Consider the following 16,255-nt stretch of genomic DNA (forward strand, 5'->3'; position numbering starts at 1 on the left):
TCAGTTCTTGGCCTTGTCCACCAGCTTGTTCGCGCCGATCCACGGCATCATTGCGCGCAGCTGGGCACCGGTCTTCTCGATCGGATGCGCGGCGGCGAGCTTGCGCGCAGCCTTGAGCTCGGGCTGCCCGGCACGGTTGTCGAGCACGAAATTCTTGACGAACCGGCCCTGCTGGATGTCTTCCAGAACGCGCTTCATCTCGGCCTTGGTCTCGCTGGTAATAATGCGCGGGCCGGTGGTGATGTCGCCATATTCGGCGGTGTTGCTGATCGAATAGCGCATGTTGGCGATGCCGCCTTCGTACATCAGGTCGACGATCAGCTTCACCTCGTGCAGGCACTCGAAATAGGCCATTTCGGGCGCGTAACCGGCTTCGGTCAGCGTTTCGAAACCGGCCTGGATCAGGTGCGTCAGGCCGCCGCACAGCACCGCCTGCTCGCCGAACAGGTCGGTTTCGCACTCTTCGCGGAAATTGGTCTCGATGATGCCGCTGCGGCCGCCGCCGACTCCGCTCGCATAGGCCAGCGCGATGTCATGCGCATTGCCCGACACGTCGCGATCGACCGCGATCAGGCAGGGCACGCCGCCGCCGCGCACATATTCGCTGCGCACGGTATGGCCGGGGCCCTTGGGCGCGATCATGATCACGTCGAGGTCCTCGCGCGCCTCGATCAGGCCGAAATGGATGTTGAGACCATGCGCGAAGGCCAGCGCCGCGCCGGGCTTCATGTTGTCGTGATAATCGGCAGCATAGATCGCGGCCTGGTGCTCATCGGGTGCCAGGATCATCACGATATCGGCCCAGGCGGCAGCTTCGGCGTTGCTCAGCACCTTGAAGCCGGCGCCTTCGGCCTTGGCGGCGGTGGCGCTGCCGGGACGAAGCGCGATCGCGACATCCTTGACGCCGCTGTCGCGCAGGTTCTGCGCATGGGCATGGCCCTGGCTGCCATAGCCGACGATGACGATCTTCTTGTCCTGGATCAGCTTCAGATCGCAGTCGGAATCATAATAAACGCGCATGTTCTTTCCCCATTTCCAAATCTGTTCGTCCCTCCCGCCAAAGCAGGAATCCCGCTCAAGGGTGCAAAAGCGGGACCCCCGCCTGCACGGGGGCGACGATGTGTTGCAAAAATTCGTTACCCCGCCACGGCCCCCCGGGTCATGGCGACCACGCCGGTGCGGGCGACCTCGACCAGCCCGACCTCGCGCATCAGCGCGATGAACTGGTTGATCTTCTCGACCGATCCGGAAATTTCGAAGACGAAGCTGTTGGTGCTGGTATCGACCGGGCGCGCGCGGAAGATGTCCGCCAGGCGCAGCGCCTCGATGCGATGTTCGCCCACGCCTGCCACCTTGATCAGCGCCAGCTCGCGCTCGACATGCGGGCCGAGCTCGGTGAGGTCCGCGACGCGGTGCACCGCGACCAGCCGGTCGAGCTGGGCAATGATCTGGTCGATCACTGCAGGCGGGCTCACCGTCACGATGGTGATGCGGCTTGTCGCATGGTCCTCGCTGATATCGGCCACCGTCAGGCTTTCGATATTATAGCCGCGCGCGGTGAACATGCCCGCGATCTTGGCGAGGATGCCCGCCTCGTTATCGACCGTGACGGTCAGGACGTGCCGCTCGGACGCGGCTTCACGGATATGCATCAGACCAGGGCTTTCGCTTCGTCTTCCATCGTCCCGGCGACTTCATCGCCGTAGAGGATCATGTCGGTATGGGCCGCGCCCGAAGGGATCATCGGCAGGCAGTTGGCGAGCTTGGCGACGCGGCAGTCGACCATCACGGGACCCGGATGATCGATCATTGCCTGGATGCCGCTGTCGAGCTCGCTTTCATCCGAAATGCGGATGCCCTTCCAGCCATAGGCTTCGGCCAGCGCGACGAAATCGGGCAGCGCGTCGGAATAGCTTTCCGAATAGCGGCTTTCATAGGTCAGCTGCTGCCACTGGCGCACCATGCCCATATATTCGTTGTTGAGGATGAAGATCTTGACCGGCAGCCGATATTGCGTCGCGGTGCCCAGTTCCTGGATGTTCATCTGGATCGAGGCTTCGCCGGCAATGTCGATGCACAGCGCGTCAGGGCAGCCGAGCTGCGCGCCGATCGCGGCGGGCAGGCCATAGCCCATGGTGCCGAGCCCGCCCGAGGTCAGCCACTTGTTCGGCTGTTCGAAGCGGAAATATTGCGCGGCCCACATCTGGTGCTGGCCGACCTCGGTCGAGATGATCGGGCTCTGGTCCTTGGTCAGCGCATAGAGCCGCTCGATTGCCAGCTGCGGCATGATCTCGCTCTTGTTGGCAGGATAGGCCAGGCACTCGCGCGTGCGCCATCCGGCGATCCGCGCCTTCCATTCGGAAAAGTCGCGCGGGGAATGGCCGATCGCATCCAGCTGGTCGATGATCTGCTGCAGCACGGTGGCGCAATCGCCGACAATGCCGAGATCGACGCGCACGGTCTTGTTGATCGACGAGCGGTCGATATCGATATGGATCTTCTTGGAATTTGGCGCGAAGGCATCGAGCCTGCCAGTGACGCGGTCGTCGAAGCGCGCGCCGACGCAGATGATCAGGTCCGCGCGGTTCATCGTCATGTTGGCTTCATAGGTGCCGTGCATGCCCAGCATGCCCAGCCAGTCGGGATGCTCGGAGGGAAAGGCGCCGAGGCCCATGAGCGTCGAGGTGACCGGCGCATTGGTCATCGCTTGAAGCTGGCGCAGCAATTGCGTCGCTTCCGGTCCCGAATTGATGACGCCGCCACCCGAATAGATGACCGGACTTGTCGCCTCAGCGATCATCTGCGCGGCGGTGGCGATGTCGTCCGCCGTGCCCGCCTTGACCGGAGCATAGCGCATGTTCGGGCGGGCAGGGGTGTCGCCGTCATGCGCGGCGGTGGCGACCTGGACGTCCTTGGGGATGTCGATCAGCACCGGGCCGGGCCGGCCCTGCGTGGCGATATGGAACGCCTCGCGCACCGTCGAGGCGAGCCGCGCGGGGTCCTTCACCAGATAATTGTGCTTGGTGCAGTGGCGGGTGATGCCGATCGTGTCGGCCTCCTGAAACGCATCGGTGCCGATCAGCGTGGTAGCGACCTGGCCGGTGATGACGACCATCGGGATCGAATCCATCAGCGCATCGGTGATGCCGGTGACCGCATTGGTCGCGCCCGGGCCCGAGGTGACGAGCACGACGCCCGGCTTGCCGGTGGCGCGGGCATAGCCCTCTGCGGCGTGGGCGGCGGCCTGTTCGTGCCGGACGAGAATGTGGCGCAGCGAGGGATGGCCGAAAATCGCGTCGTAAATCGGCAGTACCGCGCCGCCAGGATAGCCGAAGATCACTTCGACGCCCTGTTCGACCAGCGTTTCAACCAGTATCTGCGCGCCGCTCAATTCGGCCATGATGCAAGCCTTACTTCGTCGTTAAACCGCAGCCCGCTTAGACAAGCTGGGCCGATGTTGCAAAACCATATGCTGCCTTGGGTGCCGCATCCCTGCCCTCAGCAAAAAAGCACCCGGCGCAGACGGGCCGCGCCGGGCAGGGTGAATATGCGACGTGTCAGAAGGGCGCTGGCAGCAACGCCTGACGAGGCCGATCTATGCGACATAAAATGCCGTGTCAACAGCTAAATGAGAAATAAAATATCAAAATCCAGCCCATCGCTATCCGAATATGGCTTCGTATACCGTTGCCAGCTCTCCGGCGGCTGGTTGCGGAACCAAGTATATTGCCGCTTGGCATATTGGCGGGTGGCAAGCTGGCCTGCGGCCAGCGCAGCCTCGCGCGTCAGTTCTCCGCGCAACAGCCCGGCAATTTCGGGCACGCCGATCGCGCGCATCACCGGCAGATCGCCATCGAGTCCGCGCGCCAGCAATGCCTCGACCTCCTCGACCGCGCCCGAGTCCAGCATGGCGGCGAACCTGCGATCGCAGCGTTCGAACAGCCAGTCGCGCGGCGGCAGCAGCACCAGCGGTGCCAGACGAACCGCATCGCCGATGCCGCCCTGCTTGCGCGCCTGCCACGCCTTGAGCGTCTGACCGGTCGATCGTACCACCTCGAGCGCGCGCGCGACGCGGGTGGTATCCGCCGCGTTCAGGCGCGCGGCGGCTACAGGGTCTTCGGTCTGGAGCGCGGCGTAAGCCTCGGCGACCGGCAGCGCGCGCACCGCCTGGCGAATCGCCGGATCGATCGGCGGGACAGGCGCGATGCCGTCGAGCAGCGTGCGCAGGTACAGGCCGGTGCCGCCGACCAGGATCGGCAGCGCTCCTGCCGCATGCGCTGCAGCGATCTCGCCTCGCGCATCCTCCGCCCAGCGCGCGGCAGAACAGGCTTCGGCCCCGTCAATATAGCCGAACAGCCGGTGCTTTATGCCGCCCATCTCGCCTTCGGATGGCCGGGCGGACAGGATCGCCAAATCCGAATAAACCTGCGCGCTGTCGGCATTGATGATCACCACGCGCTGTCCGCGAGATTGCAGAAATTGCGCATAGCGCACCGCCAATCCGCTCTTGCCGCTGGCGGTGGGTCCGGCAATAAGCGCCAGCGCCGGACGGGTGTTGTCGGCGGTCTCGGGGGAAATGTTCGTGCCCATCGCCACGCTGATAGCAGCAGACAGCCTGCCTGCGGGAGAGCTAAACGCCGCTGCCGACCGATTGCACGCGGCTGGCCTCGCGATCGGCGAATCGCGCTGGATCGAGCCGGGCCGGGTGGGCGAGCTGCACTTCACCGGTGACCGCGCCGCCGCCGATGCCGCGCTGGCTGACTATCGCGCCGCCGCCGACGTGCTGGTGCTCGACGATGCAGCGCGCGGCGTGCGCCTGCTCGTGTCCGACATGGACAGCACGATGATCGCCAATGAATGCATCGACGAGCTCGCCGATTATGCCGGGGTCAAGCCGCAGGTCGCCGAGATTACCGAGCGCGCGATGCAGGGCGAGCTCGATTTCGAGGCGGCGTTGCGCGAGCGTGTCGCGCTGCTCAAGGGGCTGAGCGAGCATGTCATCGGCGATTGCCTCGGCCACCGCATCCAGCCGATGCCGGGCGCGCGCACGCTGGTGCGCACGCTGCGCTCGCGCGGCGTGGATTGCGTGCTCGTCTCGGGCGGCTTTCATTCCTTTGCCGACGTGATCGGCGCGGAGCTGGGCTTCAACGCGGTGTTCGCCAACCGGCTGGTAATCGAGCACGGCCATATGACCGGCGCGCTCGAAGGCGGGATCGTCGATGCCGCGCGCAAGGCGGCGATCCTGATGGAGCAAGCGGTGGGCCAGGGGCTCGAGGTGGCGCAGGTGATCGCGCTGGGCGACGGCGCGAACGACATCCCGATGCTCAAGGCCGCAGGCACGGGCGTCGCCTATCACGCCAAGCCCGCCGCGGTCGCCGCCGCCGACGCGCATATCGCGCACGGCGACTGGACGGCTTTGCTCCACGCGCTGGGTATCGCGCGGGGGGACTGGAGCGAATAGGGGGCTGGGTTTATGCGGCCGACCGATGGTTTCAATGACAGGTGTGCTGTTTGTCGGAGAATACGCCCGTCACGGTAAGTTGAGTGCATCCATCGCGAGAACGGGCAGAAAAACATCTGCGTTCATTTCGCAAACTCCGTACTGAACGATCCTGCTGATAATTGGCTTGCGAGATCTTTCTTACGCCTGTCAGTTATACGCGATTTGCTGCCGTCAAATTTATTCAAGCGGTAGCTATCTATCCAGCCCAAACGCCTCTCGATCCCCGTGGTCACGGGATCATCGGTCAACTGAACCGTCACGCGCCTGAGCTTGACGCCCTCGCCGAAACTGGCCGCGAGATCGTCCGGATCGACGCGCTCGACAGTCGTCGGGTCGGTTATGTCGCGAAAGCGCACCAGCATCGGGCGGGCAGGCATATCCCTGAGAACTCTGATATGGTGAAAGGTCCTGGGCAGCACGATCAGCCGACGATTTTGCAGCATGGCTTCATATCGTGCTCTGAACGAGGCGTCAGAGTCATATTTGCCATTCTCATCCCGGACTGCGCCCACTTCCGGAGCCAGGAGAAACAGGAGATTTGTCGCCCAATCGACGTCAACATCCGACCGCAGCAGAGCAAACAAGGTTCCGTGCTGCCCCAGATCGATCGTGACAGCCTCGCCGTTGAGTCGATGCCGCACCGCGCCGGGGCTGGGAATGCTGGTGCTGCTCGTCGTCGATGTAGACACCTCGATCACGCTGGAGCCGGTCTTCAACCCCTCGGGTGTCTCGACCTCCACTGTCAGCCGATAGCGATAATCGGGCAAGGCGGTGCCGCAGCCGGACAGCAGCACGACAAGGCCAGCCATCAGGGCCGTTACGCCGCGCAAGCCGCCTGAAATTAACATGCTCAACGCCCCTGCCATCCAAAGCTAATTCCGATGCCAGCAGGAATAGCAGTCGAATGTCACCTAGTGATGAATCGCGATGGCGGTGCACTAATTCGGCGCGGAATCAAGAAGGGCGCGACGATCGCTCGCCGCGCCCTTCTTCTCGTAACTTTAGCCAGCATCTCTCGTCATTCCCGCGAAAGCGGGAATCCCGCTGTTCTACCTCGACATTCGAGAAGCGGGACCCCCACTATCGCGGGGGTGACGGCAATTGGGTTGCGCTGTCCCGATCAGCCCTGCAGCAGGCGCATGATCGTCATCGCCTGTTCGCTGCCCGACTGCGGCACGGTTTCGCCGGTGCGATCGATGATCTTGTCGAAGATGCGCGCCACGCCTTCGGGGGTACGCTCGCCTTCGGGGAGCGCCGCGCCCTGGGTCATGGTGACATAGGCCGCGTGGAACGCGCCTGCGCCCGCGCCGATGATCATGTTGGTCGGTGCCTCTTCAGAGACCAGGTAGAGCGCGGCCGGAACCACGTTCTCGGGCTTGAACTGGGCAAAGGCTTCGGGCGGGAAGATATCTTCGGTCATGCGCGTTCCGGCGACGGGAGCCAGCGTGTTGACCTTGATGTTGTTCTTCGCGCCTTCGAGATACAGCGTCTTGGTGAGGCCGGCGAGGCCCAGCTTGGCCGCGCCATAGTTTGCCTGGCCGAAATTGCCGTACAGGCCGGTCGACGAGGCGGTCATCAGGATGCGGCCGTAATTCTGCTCGCGCATCGTTTCCCACACCGCCTTGGTGCAATAGCCCGAACCGACGAGGTGGACCTTCACCACGAGGTCGAAATCGGCGGGCTCCATCTTGGCGAAGCTCTTGTCGCGCAGGATGCCGGCATTGTTGATGAGCACGTGCACGCCGCCCCAGGCTTCCTTGGCCTTGGCGACCATCTCGACCATCTGCTCGTATTCGGTGACCGATCCGCCATTGGCCATGGCTTCGCCGCCTGCGGCCTTGATCTCCTCGACAACCTTTTCGGCCGCGTCCGAGGTGCCGGTGCCGTCGCGCGCACCGCCCAGATCGTTGACGACAACCTTCGCGCCGCGCGCGGCAAGCTCGAGCGCATAGGCGCGGCCGAGGCCGCCGCCTGCACCGGTGACGATGGCAACGCGGTCCTTGAAACTGATGGTCATGGCAAGCATCCCTCTCTTGAATGCGCGGCATTGCCACGCGGAATGGCGCGGGTTTTAGCCATGTTGAAGCGCTTGGCAAGCGCCAAGCCATGGGCATCCAACTTTACGCGTCCGTCAAGCAGAGCTGACGCTACGGCGATCAGGCCAGTTCGCTGTCCAGCGCATAGCCGGCAGAACGCACGGTGCGGATGATATCGGGCTGGCCATTGGCGTTGAGCGCCTTGCGCAGACGGCGGATATGCACGTCGACGGTGCGAATCTCGATATCGCTGTCATGCCCCCAGACGCTGTCGAGCAGCCGCTCGCGCGAGAACACCCAGCCGGGATGCTCGAGGAAATGGCGCAGCAGGCGGAACTCGGTGGGGCCGAGCGGAATGGTCTGGCCGGCGCGCTTCACCTTGTAGCCCACCGTGTCCATCTCGATATCGGCAAAGCTCAGCGCCTCGCCGGCGAGCGCGGGGCGCACACGGCGCAGCACCGCGTTGACCCGCGCGATCAGCTCACGCGGAGAAAAGGGCTTGGTGACATAATCGTCCGCGCCGATGTCGAGCCCGCGCACCCGGTCTTCCTCTTCGCCGCGCGCCGACATCATGATGATCGGGATGTTCGAGGTATCGTTGTCGCGGCGCAGGCGGCGGCAGACCTCGATGCCCGACAGATTCTCGATCATCCAGTCGAGCAGCACGATATCGGGCCGTTCCTCGCGCGCGATCAGCATCGCCTCCTCGCCATCGGCGGTCTGGCTGACGCGGAAGCCCTGTTTGTCGAAATGCCAGGACACCAATTCGGCCAAGGCCATGTCGTCTTCAACCAGCAGCAGATGCGGAGTCGTCATCGGTATCGTGCTTTCGTTTCAAAAGGTCCGGTCAGTCGCTGCCGGGCGCCAGCGCGTCGTCGCCGCGCTCGCGCTCGTTCATCGACTGGCCCATGACCGCGAAGTAAACCATTTCGGCCACATTGGTGGCGTGGTCGCCGATCCGTTCGAGATTCTTGGCGATGAACAGCAGGTGCGTGCCCGCGCCGACATGTTCGGGATATTCGATCATGTGCGCGATGAGCGCGCGGAAGATGCTGTTGTAGAAATCGTCGACGGTCTTGTCCTGCGCGCAGACGGCGACGGCAAGGTCGGCATCGCGCTTGGCAAACGCGGTGAACGCATCGTCGACCAGCTGGCGGGTCGCGTCAGCCATGGCGGGCAGCAGCCGCGCGGCATCGATCTGCTGGTCGGCATCGATCAGCAGCACACGCTTGGCGATGTTCTTGGCATAATCGCCGATGCGCTCGACCACGCCCGAGATTTTGAGCGCCGCGACGAGTTCGCGCAGGTCGTCCGCCATCGGCGCGCGCAGTGCGATCGTCTGGATCACCATGCGGTCGATCTGCTCTTCCAGCGCGTCGATGCGCTTGTCGCCCTCGACCACCTGGCGCGCCAGATCATGGTCGTTGTTGGCGAGCGCGGCCATCGCGCCCTCGACCGCCTTTTCGGCGCGCCCGCCGATCTCCGCGATCAGCCCGCGCAGGGTGATGAGGTCGCCGTCAAAGGCCTTCAGGGTGTGTTCGTTCAGGCTATGGTTCATCAAGAAATTCCGTTCGTTGCGATGCCAGGCTTGGCGGGACCCCCGTATCCCCGTGCTGCCAAGCCGTTTCGCTTAAGCATGTGGTGTCGGTCAGCCGTAACGGCCAGTAATATAGTCGCGCGTCCGTTCCTCGCGCGGGTTGGTGAAGATATCCGACGTGTCGCCATATTCCACCATGGTTCCCAGGTGGAAGAACGCGGTCTTCTGCGAGACGCGCGCGGCCTGCTGCATGTTGTGCGTGACGATGACGATGGCATAGCGGCCGCGAAGCTCATGGATCAGTTCCTCGATCTTGGCGGTGGCGATCGGGTCGAGCGCCGAGCAGGGCTCGTCCATCAGGATCACCTCGGGATCGACCGCGATCGCACGCGCGATGCACAGCCGCTGCTGCTGGCCGCCCGAAAGCGCGGTGCCGCTGTCCTGCAACCGGTCCTTGACCTCGTTCCACAGGCCGGCGCGCACCAGCGAATTCTCGACGATCTGGTCGAGCTCGGCCTTGTTGGGGGCGAGGCCATGGATGCGCGGGCCGTACGCCACATTGTCGTAGATCGACTTGGGGAAGGGGTTGGGCTTCTGGAACACCATGCCGACGCGTGCGCGCAGCTGCACCACGTCCATGCTGCTCGAATAGATATTCTCGCCGTCGAGCGTGATATCGCCCTCCACCCGCGCGATCGGGATGGTGTCGTTCATGCGATTGAGCGTACGCAGGAAGGTCGACTTGCCGCAGCCCGAGGGGCCGATGAACGCGACGACATTGTCCATGTCGATATCGATCGACACGCCCTTGATCGCTTCCTTGGGGCCATAAAAGACCCGCACGTCGCGCGCGGACATTTTTGCTTTGGTGTTGGCAGAGGCCAGATTGTCGAGCATGGATCGGGTTACCAGCGGGTTTCGAAGCGGTTGCGCAGGTATACGGCAATCGCGTTCATGGTGAGCAGGAAGACGAGCAGGACGATGATCGCGGCGGAGGTCTTTTCGACAAATCCGCGATTGACCTCGTCCGACCAGAGGAAGATCTGCACCGGCAGCACTGTGGCGGGATCGGTCAGGCCATCGGGCGGGGTGGTGGTGAAGGCGCGCATGCCGATCATCAGCAGCGGCGCGGTCTCGCCCAGCGCGCGCGCCATGCCGATGATCGTGCCGGTCATGATGCCGGGAATGGCGAGCGGCAGCACATGGTGGAACACGACCTGGATCGGGCTCGCGCCCACGCCCATCGCCGCCTCGCGGATCGAGGGGGGCACCGCCTTGATCGCGTTGCGCGCGGCGATGACGATCACCGGCATGGTCATAAGCGCGAGCGTCAGGCCCCCGACCAGGGCCGCCGAGCGCGGCATCGACAGGAACTGCAGGAACACCGCGAGCCCCAGCAGGCCGAAGATGATCGAGGGGACGGCGGCAAGGTTGTTGATCGACACCTCGATCAGGTCGGTGAAGCGGTTCTTGGGCGCATATTCCTCGAGATAGACCGCCGCCAGCACGCCGACGGGGAAGGCGAGGAACAGGGTCACGACCATCGTGATCAGCGAGCCCTTGAGCGCGCCCCAGATGCCGACGCGCGCAGGGTCGGTGCCGTCCGAGCCGGTGAGGAACTGCATGTTGAAGCTCTGCCGCACTTCGCCTGCCTTGGTGAGCGCGGCATAATCGCGCTCGGCCTCGGGCGTCGAACGGTCCTTGGCGGCGCGGTCGATATCGCTCGAGGTCGGCAGCCAGAAGCTGGTCTCGCCCATCACCAGATTGGGATTTTCGACCAGCTGGTCGCGCAAGGCGGTCCAGGCGGTGCTGGCGAAATAGCGCGCGCCATCCTCGCCATATTGCGCCTGCACGGCCTGATCGAAGATGCGGCGAACGTCGATCGAGGCCATGGTGGCGGAAAGCTGCGGCCCGGTCAGCTGATCGGGCGAGATGCTGCCGGTGGCCGCGGGCAGGTCGATCGTCAGTGTCGCCTCGGTGGTGACGAAGCCCTTGGCCCCGTTGCCGACCATGACAACGAGCAGGAAGGCGAGAAACAGCGACGACACGGCCACCGCAGCCAGGCCCAGGAACTTGAACCGGCGCTCGGCGGCATAGCGGCGCGCGATGCGGCGCTGCATGGCATCGCCCATCCAGTCGGTCTTGCGCGACGAGGGGCTTGCAGTCGGGGGCGTTGCGGTCATGGTCAGGGCCTCAGTCATACGCTTCCCGGTATCTCTTGACGATCTGCAGCGCGACGATGTTGAGCAACAGCGTGACGACGAACAGCGTCAGGCCCAGCGCGAACGCGGCGAGCGTCATCGGGCTGTCGAAATCGGTATCGCCGGTGAGCAGCTGGACGATCTGCGTGGTCACCGTTGTCACGCTGGCAAAGGGATTGGCGGTAAGGTTCGCGGCCAGACCTGCGGCCATCACCACGATCATCGTCTCGCCGATCGCGCGGCTGACCGCGAGCAGCACGCCGCCGACCACGCCGGGAAGCGCCGCGGGGATCAGCACCTGCTTGATCGTCTCGCTCTTGGTCGCGCCCATGGCGAGCGAGCCGTCGCGCATGCTGCCGGGCACGGCGGCGATGCTGTCATCGGCCATCGACGAGACAAACGGGATGATCATCACGCCCATCACCAGGCCCGCCGCGAGCGCCGATTCCGAGCTTGCGTCGGTGATGCCGATCGACACGGCAAAGCTGCGCAGCGCAGGCGCCACGGTCAGCGCGGCGAAATAGCCATAGACCACGGTCGGCACGCCCGCGAGAATCTCGAGGATCGGCTTCATCCACTTGCGCACATTGGCGCTGGCATATTGGGTCAGATACACCGCGCTCATCAGGCCCAGCGGGATCGCGACCAGCATCGCGATGATCGCACCGATGAACACCGTGCCCCAGAAAAGCGGCACAGCACCGAAGCCGGTGGCCTGGCCATCGACGACCTTGTCCGACGGGTTCCAGTCGAGCCCGAACAGGAATTCGAACGGCGAGACCATGCCGAAGAAGCGGATCGTCTCGAAGATCAGCGAGGCGACGATGCCGAGCGTCGCCAGGATCGCGATCAGCGAGGCGAGCAGCAGGCCGAACATCACCGTCCGCTCGACCTGGGTGCGCGCGCGGAAATCCGGGCGGATGCGGGTAAAGGCAAAGGCGCCGCCGGCAAAGCACAGCAGGAAGGCGGCGAGCGCGCCGATCATCGCATATTTGCTGTCCGCGGCTTCATAGAGCGGCGCAAGCCTGACTGCGGCGTCGTTGAACACCTTGAGGTCGGGATTGTGCGACAGCGCGCGCGCTTCGGACAGGATCGCTGCGCGTTCGAAGGCATCGGTGGGAAGCCCTGCGGCTAGCGGGCTTTCGAGCACTTGGTAACTGCCGAGCGCCGGCGCGATGGTGCTCCACACCAGCAGGAACAGGATGGCGGGGACGACCGCCCACATCGCGGCATACCAGCCGTGATAGCTGGGCAGCGAATGGACGCTGGCGACGCCCGACTGGATGAAGCGTCCGGCACGCGCGCGGGCGAAGACCCAGGCGATCAGGCCGAGGCCCGCGATCAGGAAGAAGGTGGCGGTGATGGTCATGACACTGCTTATTTCAGGTCCGCGCCGTCGAGCGCGGTGAGCGACTTGATGCGACCGAGCATCTCGGTGCGGGTCTTGTCGGGCGCGGCGATCAGGCCGATCCGGGTGAGATAGCCCTCATGCTCCCCGCCGCGAAGGAATTCGGCGACGAATTCGCGCAGACCCGGGATCACGTCGACATGCTTCTTCTTCACATAGATGTAGAGCGTGCGCGCGCCGGGATAGGTGCCGTTCTCGATCGTCGCATAGCTCGGCTCGACGCCGCCGATCGGCACGCCGCGCACGGTGTCGGCATTGTCGGCCAGATAGCTGTAGCTGAAGATGCCGACCGCATCGGGGTTGGTCGAAAGCTTCTGGACGATCAGGTTATCGTTCTCGCCCGTATCGGTATAGGCCTGGTCGGTGCGGATCGAGTGGCAGATGTCCTCGAACTTTTCCTTGTCGCTATCTGACAAAGCCTTGATCGCCGGATCGGTCTTGCAGCCCTTTTCCATGATGATCTCTTCGAGCGCATCGCGCGTGCCCGAGGTGGCGGGCGGGCCGAAGATGTTGATTCGCGTATCGGGCAGCGCCGGATTGATATCCGGCCAGCGCATCGCGGTATTGGGGCCCTTGCCGAACGGCTGGGCGGCGAGCGCGGTGTAGAATTCCTCGACCGTGAGCGACAGCTTGGGTCCCTTGGTCGACTGGGCGAGCGCGATGCCGTCGAAACCGATCACGATCTCGATCACGCCATCGACGCCATTGGCCTGGCAGCGCTCGAACTCGCTCTTCTTCATCCGGCGCGACGCGTTGACGATGTCGGGCGTTTTCGCGCCGACGCCCGCGCAGAACAGCTCCACCCCGCCGCCGGTACCGGTCGATTCAAGAATGGGCGAGCGGCGCTCGGGATCGAAATTGACGAATTCCTCCGCCACCTTCTTGGCAAAGGGGAAGACGGTGGACGAGCCGACGATGCGAATCTCGCTGCGGCTGCTGCCCTCGCTGGTCGACGCCGGGTCCTTGCATCCGGCCAGCAAAAGCGCCGGAAGGCAGGCAAAGGCGAGCTTCCTGATCAACACGTCGACCCCTCTCTGGGCAAGAACATCAGCCGCACGTCCGGCCATGAAGGCGGCGGCAGCGGACATGGCAGAATCGCGCGACGCGGATCATGCCTTTGCCTGGCCCCCTTCCGTTGAGGCCGTTAGGGAGGGGCCGTTGCCCGAACATGACAATCAGGTGACGCTTTTGTGACAGCGCTTCCGGCGGGTCCGGACGGTGGCCCCTCAGGCGGGCAGCGCGGGCTCGTCGGCCGGTGCGGAAGCATCGCCCTGGGCCCCGCGCGGATCGGCGGGCAGGGTGATGGTGATCGTCGTACCCTTTTGCACTTCGCTGTCGATTTCCAGCCGGCCACGGTGCCGCTCGACGATATGCTTGACGATCGACAGGCCGAGGCCCGTGCCGCCGATTGCGCGGCTGCGGCTCGAATCGACGCGATAGAAGCGCTCGGTCAGGCGCGGCAGATGCTCGGGCGCGATGCCCTCGCCGCAATCGCTGACCGACAGCCGCAGCAGCGCGCCGTTGCGCGAGGCGCGCAGGCGCATTGTGACCGGAGTACCGGCCTGGCCGTATTTCATGCTGTTCGACACGAGATTGTGCAGTAGCTGCGAAAGCTGCGCCCGGTCGCCGCGCATCGGTGGCAGGTCGGGGCCGATATCGACGACGATATCCGCGCCGCGCTCGGGCTGGCTCTGGCGCAGCACCGATTGCACCTCGCGCATCAGATCGGGCAGGTCGACCGGGGTATCGGGCACGCGGAACTTCTCCGCCTCGATGCGCGAAAGCGAGATCAGGTCGTCGATCAGCTTCTGCATGCGATTGGCTTCGCGGAACATCACATTGAGGAAGCGCGCGCGGATCTCGGGGTCGTCGCCAGCTTCCTTGTCTTCGAGCGTCTCGATAAAGCCTTTGATCGAGGCGAGCGGGGTGCGCAGCTCGTGGCTGGCATTGGCGACGAAATCGGTCCGCATCCGCTCGACCGCATAGACGCCCGAACGGTCCCAGAGGTGCAATATGCGTTCCCCACCGGGCATGTCGCGCACCAGCATTTCCCAGCGCTGGTCGCGGCTGCCGATGCCGACCAGCTGGATCGGCCCTTCATTGGCCAGCGTGCCTTCGGCGAGCAGATCGGCAGCGGCAGGATGGCGGATGACCAGGCGGATATCCTCCCCGACGCAATATTCGCCGAGCAGCTTGCGCGCGGCGCTGTTGGCGCGGCGGACATTGGTGCCGGTCAGCACCAGCACCGGGTCGGCCAGGCCATCGATGAAGCTGGTAAAGTCGCGATGCTGGCTGATCGGCTTGACCTCGGGCTCGCGGATCGGTGCGGCGGCCTGGGGGTTGTGCTTGGCCGGGCTCGACAGGTCGGCCATGATGACGATCGCGACGATGCCTGCGGCAAAGCAGATCATCGCCTGCTCCATGCCGTTTGTGCCGAACTGGCTGATCGCCACCCCTGCGCCCAGCACCGCCGTGGCGAGGAGAAAGCGGCCGCCGTTCAGTCCCGTTCCGCTGGCCTGTCCCATGTCGGGCGGGCTATACCAGCCTTGGCTGGGCCACGCCATCGATGATCGGGGCGGCGCGCATTTTCATGGCGGCGGCGCGCCTTGTCCCGACAAAGGACAGCTGATCAAAGGCCTTGCCTTTGCGCCGGTGACGGGTCTTTAGTCTTTTTGGCCGATATTTGCGCTGCGATTTTGCGCGTTTGGGACGATGATAATGCACGCTGATGACAGCAACATGGATGGCGCCACTCCCAGCGATTCGGTGGAGGTGGGTGCGACCGTCGATGCGGCACGCAGGACCTTGCTGATCGGTGCTGTCGCCACGTCTGCCGTAGTGAGCATCCGTCCCGCGCTGGCTCAGACCGCAGGGTCGGTGCTCAACTGCCAGATCCCGGTGCCCGAACGCGGCAAGGGCATGTATATCGACCCCACCGGCAAGCTGGTGACGCCCGACACGCCTGGCGCCTTCCCGCCCTCTCCGCGCGATTTCACGGGGGAAGAGGTGCGCAAGGCGCTGCAGGGCAGCAACCTGCCGGGCGCCACGCGCGAACAGTCGCAGGCCTATCTCAACTATATCCGCAAGCTCCAGAACGGGCAGAGCGGTTTTACCTGCTACGCTTCGCTGCAGATGCCGCGCCGCTGACCTGAGGCGCAGGCGGTGAGCGAGCGTGCCTATGCTGCCTTGCCCGGCCATGCGCTCAAGCGCGTACGGATGGGCGGGCTCGAGGCCATCTATCACACGCCTTCGGGTATCACGCATCTGCTGGCCGAACCCGTGCCCGAACTGCTCGATGCGCTGGATGCTGTCGGAACCGACACATTTGTCACAGCTGAGCGGCTCGTTGCGCAGATCGCGAGCCGATTCGATCTGGTCGGCGACGATCCGCAGGAACGCCCCGAACAGGTGCTGGGCGAGCGGCTGGCAGAGCTTGCCGCGCTGGGACTGGTTCGCTTGCGCGCCGAGGCGTGACACACTTGCATCAGCGCGATGTAAAACTGCATCGCTGACCCGATACGCCCCTGTTTCCATTTTGTCCGCGGGGGCGCAAACGATATGGCGCTTGCC

16 protein-coding genes are annotated in these 16,255 nt (G+C 64.4%); 3 read left to right on the forward strand and 13 right to left on the reverse strand.

Annotated elements, in window-relative coordinates; genetic code table 11:
* From ilvC to miaA, 4 genes are all read right to left on the reverse strand, one after another.
* Positions 1-1,020 carry a ketol-acid reductoisomerase gene (gene ilvC, locus FG486_RS10340; RefSeq protein ID WP_066285042.1) on the reverse strand — a complete coding sequence of 340 codons (1,020 nt, stop codon included), beginning with the start codon at positions 1,018-1,020 and terminating at the stop codon, positions 1-3.
* Positions 1,021-1,136: 116 nt separating this feature from the next.
* Positions 1,137-1,652, reverse strand: a complete 516-nt coding sequence (ilvN, locus tag FG486_RS10345) for an acetolactate synthase small subunit (RefSeq protein ID WP_066285043.1) — start codon at positions 1,650-1,652, stop codon at positions 1,137-1,139.
* Complete coding sequence (gene ilvB, locus FG486_RS10350; RefSeq protein WP_066285048.1) at positions 1,652-3,400, reverse strand: biosynthetic-type acetolactate synthase large subunit; 1,749 nt, start codon at positions 3,398-3,400, stop codon at positions 1,652-1,654. The genes ilvN and ilvB overlap by 1 nt, the downstream gene beginning before the upstream one ends.
* 224 nt (positions 3,401-3,624) lie before the next feature.
* Positions 3,625-4,590, reverse strand: a complete 966-nt coding sequence (gene miaA / locus FG486_RS10355) for a tRNA (adenosine(37)-N6)-dimethylallyltransferase MiaA (protein WP_181267445.1) — start codon at positions 4,588-4,590, stop codon at positions 3,625-3,627.
* Here miaA and serB point away from each other — a divergent pair.
* Entirely contained in the window at positions 4,577-5,461 is an 885-nt protein-coding gene (gene serB / locus FG486_RS10360) for a phosphoserine phosphatase SerB (protein ID WP_181267446.1), read from the forward strand. The genes miaA and serB overlap by 14 nt on opposite strands.
* A gap of 122 nt (positions 5,462-5,583) precedes the next feature.
* Here serB and FG486_RS10365 read toward each other — a convergent pair whose 3' ends face one another.
* The 9 genes from FG486_RS10365 to FG486_RS10405 form a co-directional block, all read right to left on the reverse strand.
* The gene (locus FG486_RS10365; protein ID WP_181267447.1) at positions 5,584-6,351 is read right to left on the reverse strand and encodes a hypothetical protein; all 768 of its coding nucleotides are present in this window, start codon (positions 6,349-6,351) and stop codon (positions 5,584-5,586) included.
* 272 nt (positions 6,352-6,623) lie between these two features.
* Positions 6,624-7,520: an SDR family oxidoreductase gene (locus FG486_RS10370; protein ID WP_060977303.1), complete on the reverse strand. Its 897-nt coding sequence runs from the start codon at positions 7,518-7,520 to the stop codon at positions 6,624-6,626.
* A 139-nt stretch (positions 7,521-7,659) separates the two neighbouring features.
* Complete coding sequence (gene phoB, locus FG486_RS10375) at positions 7,660-8,355, reverse strand: phosphate regulon transcriptional regulator PhoB (protein WP_023838588.1); 696 nt, start codon at positions 8,353-8,355, stop codon at positions 7,660-7,662.
* A 31-nt stretch (positions 8,356-8,386) separates the two neighbouring features.
* Positions 8,387-9,097: a phosphate signaling complex protein PhoU gene (gene phoU, locus FG486_RS10380; RefSeq protein ID WP_231750002.1), complete on the reverse strand. Its 711-nt coding sequence runs from the start codon at positions 9,095-9,097 to the stop codon at positions 8,387-8,389.
* A 90-nt stretch (positions 9,098-9,187) separates the two neighbouring features.
* Complete coding sequence (pstB, locus tag FG486_RS10385; protein ID WP_181267448.1) at positions 9,188-9,973, reverse strand: phosphate ABC transporter ATP-binding protein PstB; 786 nt, start codon at positions 9,971-9,973, stop codon at positions 9,188-9,190.
* Between the two features lie 8 nt (positions 9,974-9,981).
* A complete protein-coding gene (gene pstA / locus FG486_RS10390; protein WP_066275601.1) occupies positions 9,982-11,277 on the reverse strand; it encodes a phosphate ABC transporter permease PstA in 1,296 nt (431 codons plus the stop codon).
* A complete protein-coding gene (pstC, locus tag FG486_RS10395) occupies positions 11,270-12,646 on the reverse strand; it encodes a phosphate ABC transporter permease subunit PstC (protein ID WP_060977223.1) in 1,377 nt (458 codons plus the stop codon). The genes pstA and pstC overlap by 8 nt, the downstream gene beginning before the upstream one ends.
* Positions 12,647-12,654: 8 nt before the next feature.
* Positions 12,655-13,707 carry a substrate-binding domain-containing protein gene (locus tag FG486_RS10400; RefSeq protein ID WP_060977301.1) on the reverse strand — a complete coding sequence of 351 codons (1,053 nt, stop codon included), beginning with the start codon at positions 13,705-13,707 and terminating at the stop codon, positions 12,655-12,657.
* Between the two features lie 204 nt (positions 13,708-13,911).
* Positions 13,912-15,210: an ATP-binding protein gene (locus FG486_RS10405; protein ID WP_181267449.1), complete on the reverse strand. Its 1,299-nt coding sequence runs from the start codon at positions 15,208-15,210 to the stop codon at positions 13,912-13,914.
* A 193-nt stretch (positions 15,211-15,403) separates the two neighbouring features.
* Here FG486_RS10405 and FG486_RS10410 point away from each other — a divergent pair, with 193 nt between their 5' ends.
* Together FG486_RS10410 and FG486_RS10415 are read left to right on the forward strand one after the other, a co-directional pair.
* Entirely contained in the window at positions 15,404-15,832 is a 429-nt protein-coding gene (locus FG486_RS10410; RefSeq protein ID WP_422125051.1) for a hypothetical protein, read from the forward strand.
* A 15-nt stretch (positions 15,833-15,847) separates the two neighbouring features.
* Positions 15,848-16,159: an HPr-rel-A system PqqD family peptide chaperone gene (locus FG486_RS10415; protein ID WP_066283288.1), complete on the forward strand. Its 312-nt coding sequence runs from the start codon at positions 15,848-15,850 to the stop codon at positions 16,157-16,159.
* Positions 16,160-16,255: the final 96 nt, after the last annotated feature.

Source organism: Blastomonas ursincola (assembly GCF_013607875.1).
Classification (GTDB): Bacteria; Pseudomonadota; Alphaproteobacteria; order Sphingomonadales; family Sphingomonadaceae; genus Blastomonas; species Blastomonas ursincola.

Coding starts and splice junctions, on each gene's coding strand:
- FG486_RS10410 (WP_422125051.1), top strand. CDS start 15,404: ATGCACGCTGATGACAGCAACATGGATGGCGCCACTCCCAGCGATTCG.
- FG486_RS10405 (WP_181267449.1), bottom strand. CDS start 15,210: ATGGGACAGGCCAGCGGAACGGGACTGAACGGCGGCCGCTTTCTCCTC.
- ilvN (WP_066285043.1), bottom strand. CDS start 1,652: ATGCATATCCGTGAAGCCGCGTCCGAGCGGCACGTCCTGACCGTCACG.
- FG486_RS10365 (WP_181267447.1), bottom strand. CDS start 6,351: ATGTTAATTTCAGGCGGCTTGCGCGGCGTAACGGCCCTGATGGCTGGC.
- phoB (WP_023838588.1), bottom strand. CDS start 8,355: ATGACGACTCCGCATCTGCTGCTGGTTGAAGACGACATGGCCTTGGCC.
- pstC (WP_060977223.1), bottom strand. CDS start 12,646: ATGACCATCACCGCCACCTTCTTCCTGATCGCGGGCCTCGGCCTGATC.
- serB (WP_181267446.1), top strand. CDS start 4,577: ATGTTCGTGCCCATCGCCACGCTGATAGCAGCAGACAGCCTGCCTGCG.
- pstB (WP_181267448.1), bottom strand. CDS start 9,973: ATGCTCGACAATCTGGCCTCTGCCAACACCAAAGCAAAAATGTCCGCG.
- FG486_RS10370 (WP_060977303.1), bottom strand. CDS start 7,520: ATGACCATCAGTTTCAAGGACCGCGTTGCCATCGTCACCGGTGCAGGC.
- ilvC (WP_066285042.1), bottom strand. CDS start 1,020: ATGCGCGTTTATTATGATTCCGACTGCGATCTGAAGCTGATCCAGGAC.
- phoU (WP_231750002.1), bottom strand. CDS start 9,097: ATGAACCATAGCCTGAACGAACACACCCTGAAGGCCTTTGACGGCGAC.
- miaA (WP_181267445.1), bottom strand. CDS start 4,590: ATGGGCACGAACATTTCCCCCGAGACCGCCGACAACACCCGTCCGGCG.
- ilvB (WP_066285048.1), bottom strand. CDS start 3,400: ATGGCCGAATTGAGCGGCGCGCAGATACTGGTTGAAACGCTGGTCGAA.
- pstA (WP_066275601.1), bottom strand. CDS start 11,277: ATGACTGAGGCCCTGACCATGACCGCAACGCCCCCGACTGCAAGCCCC.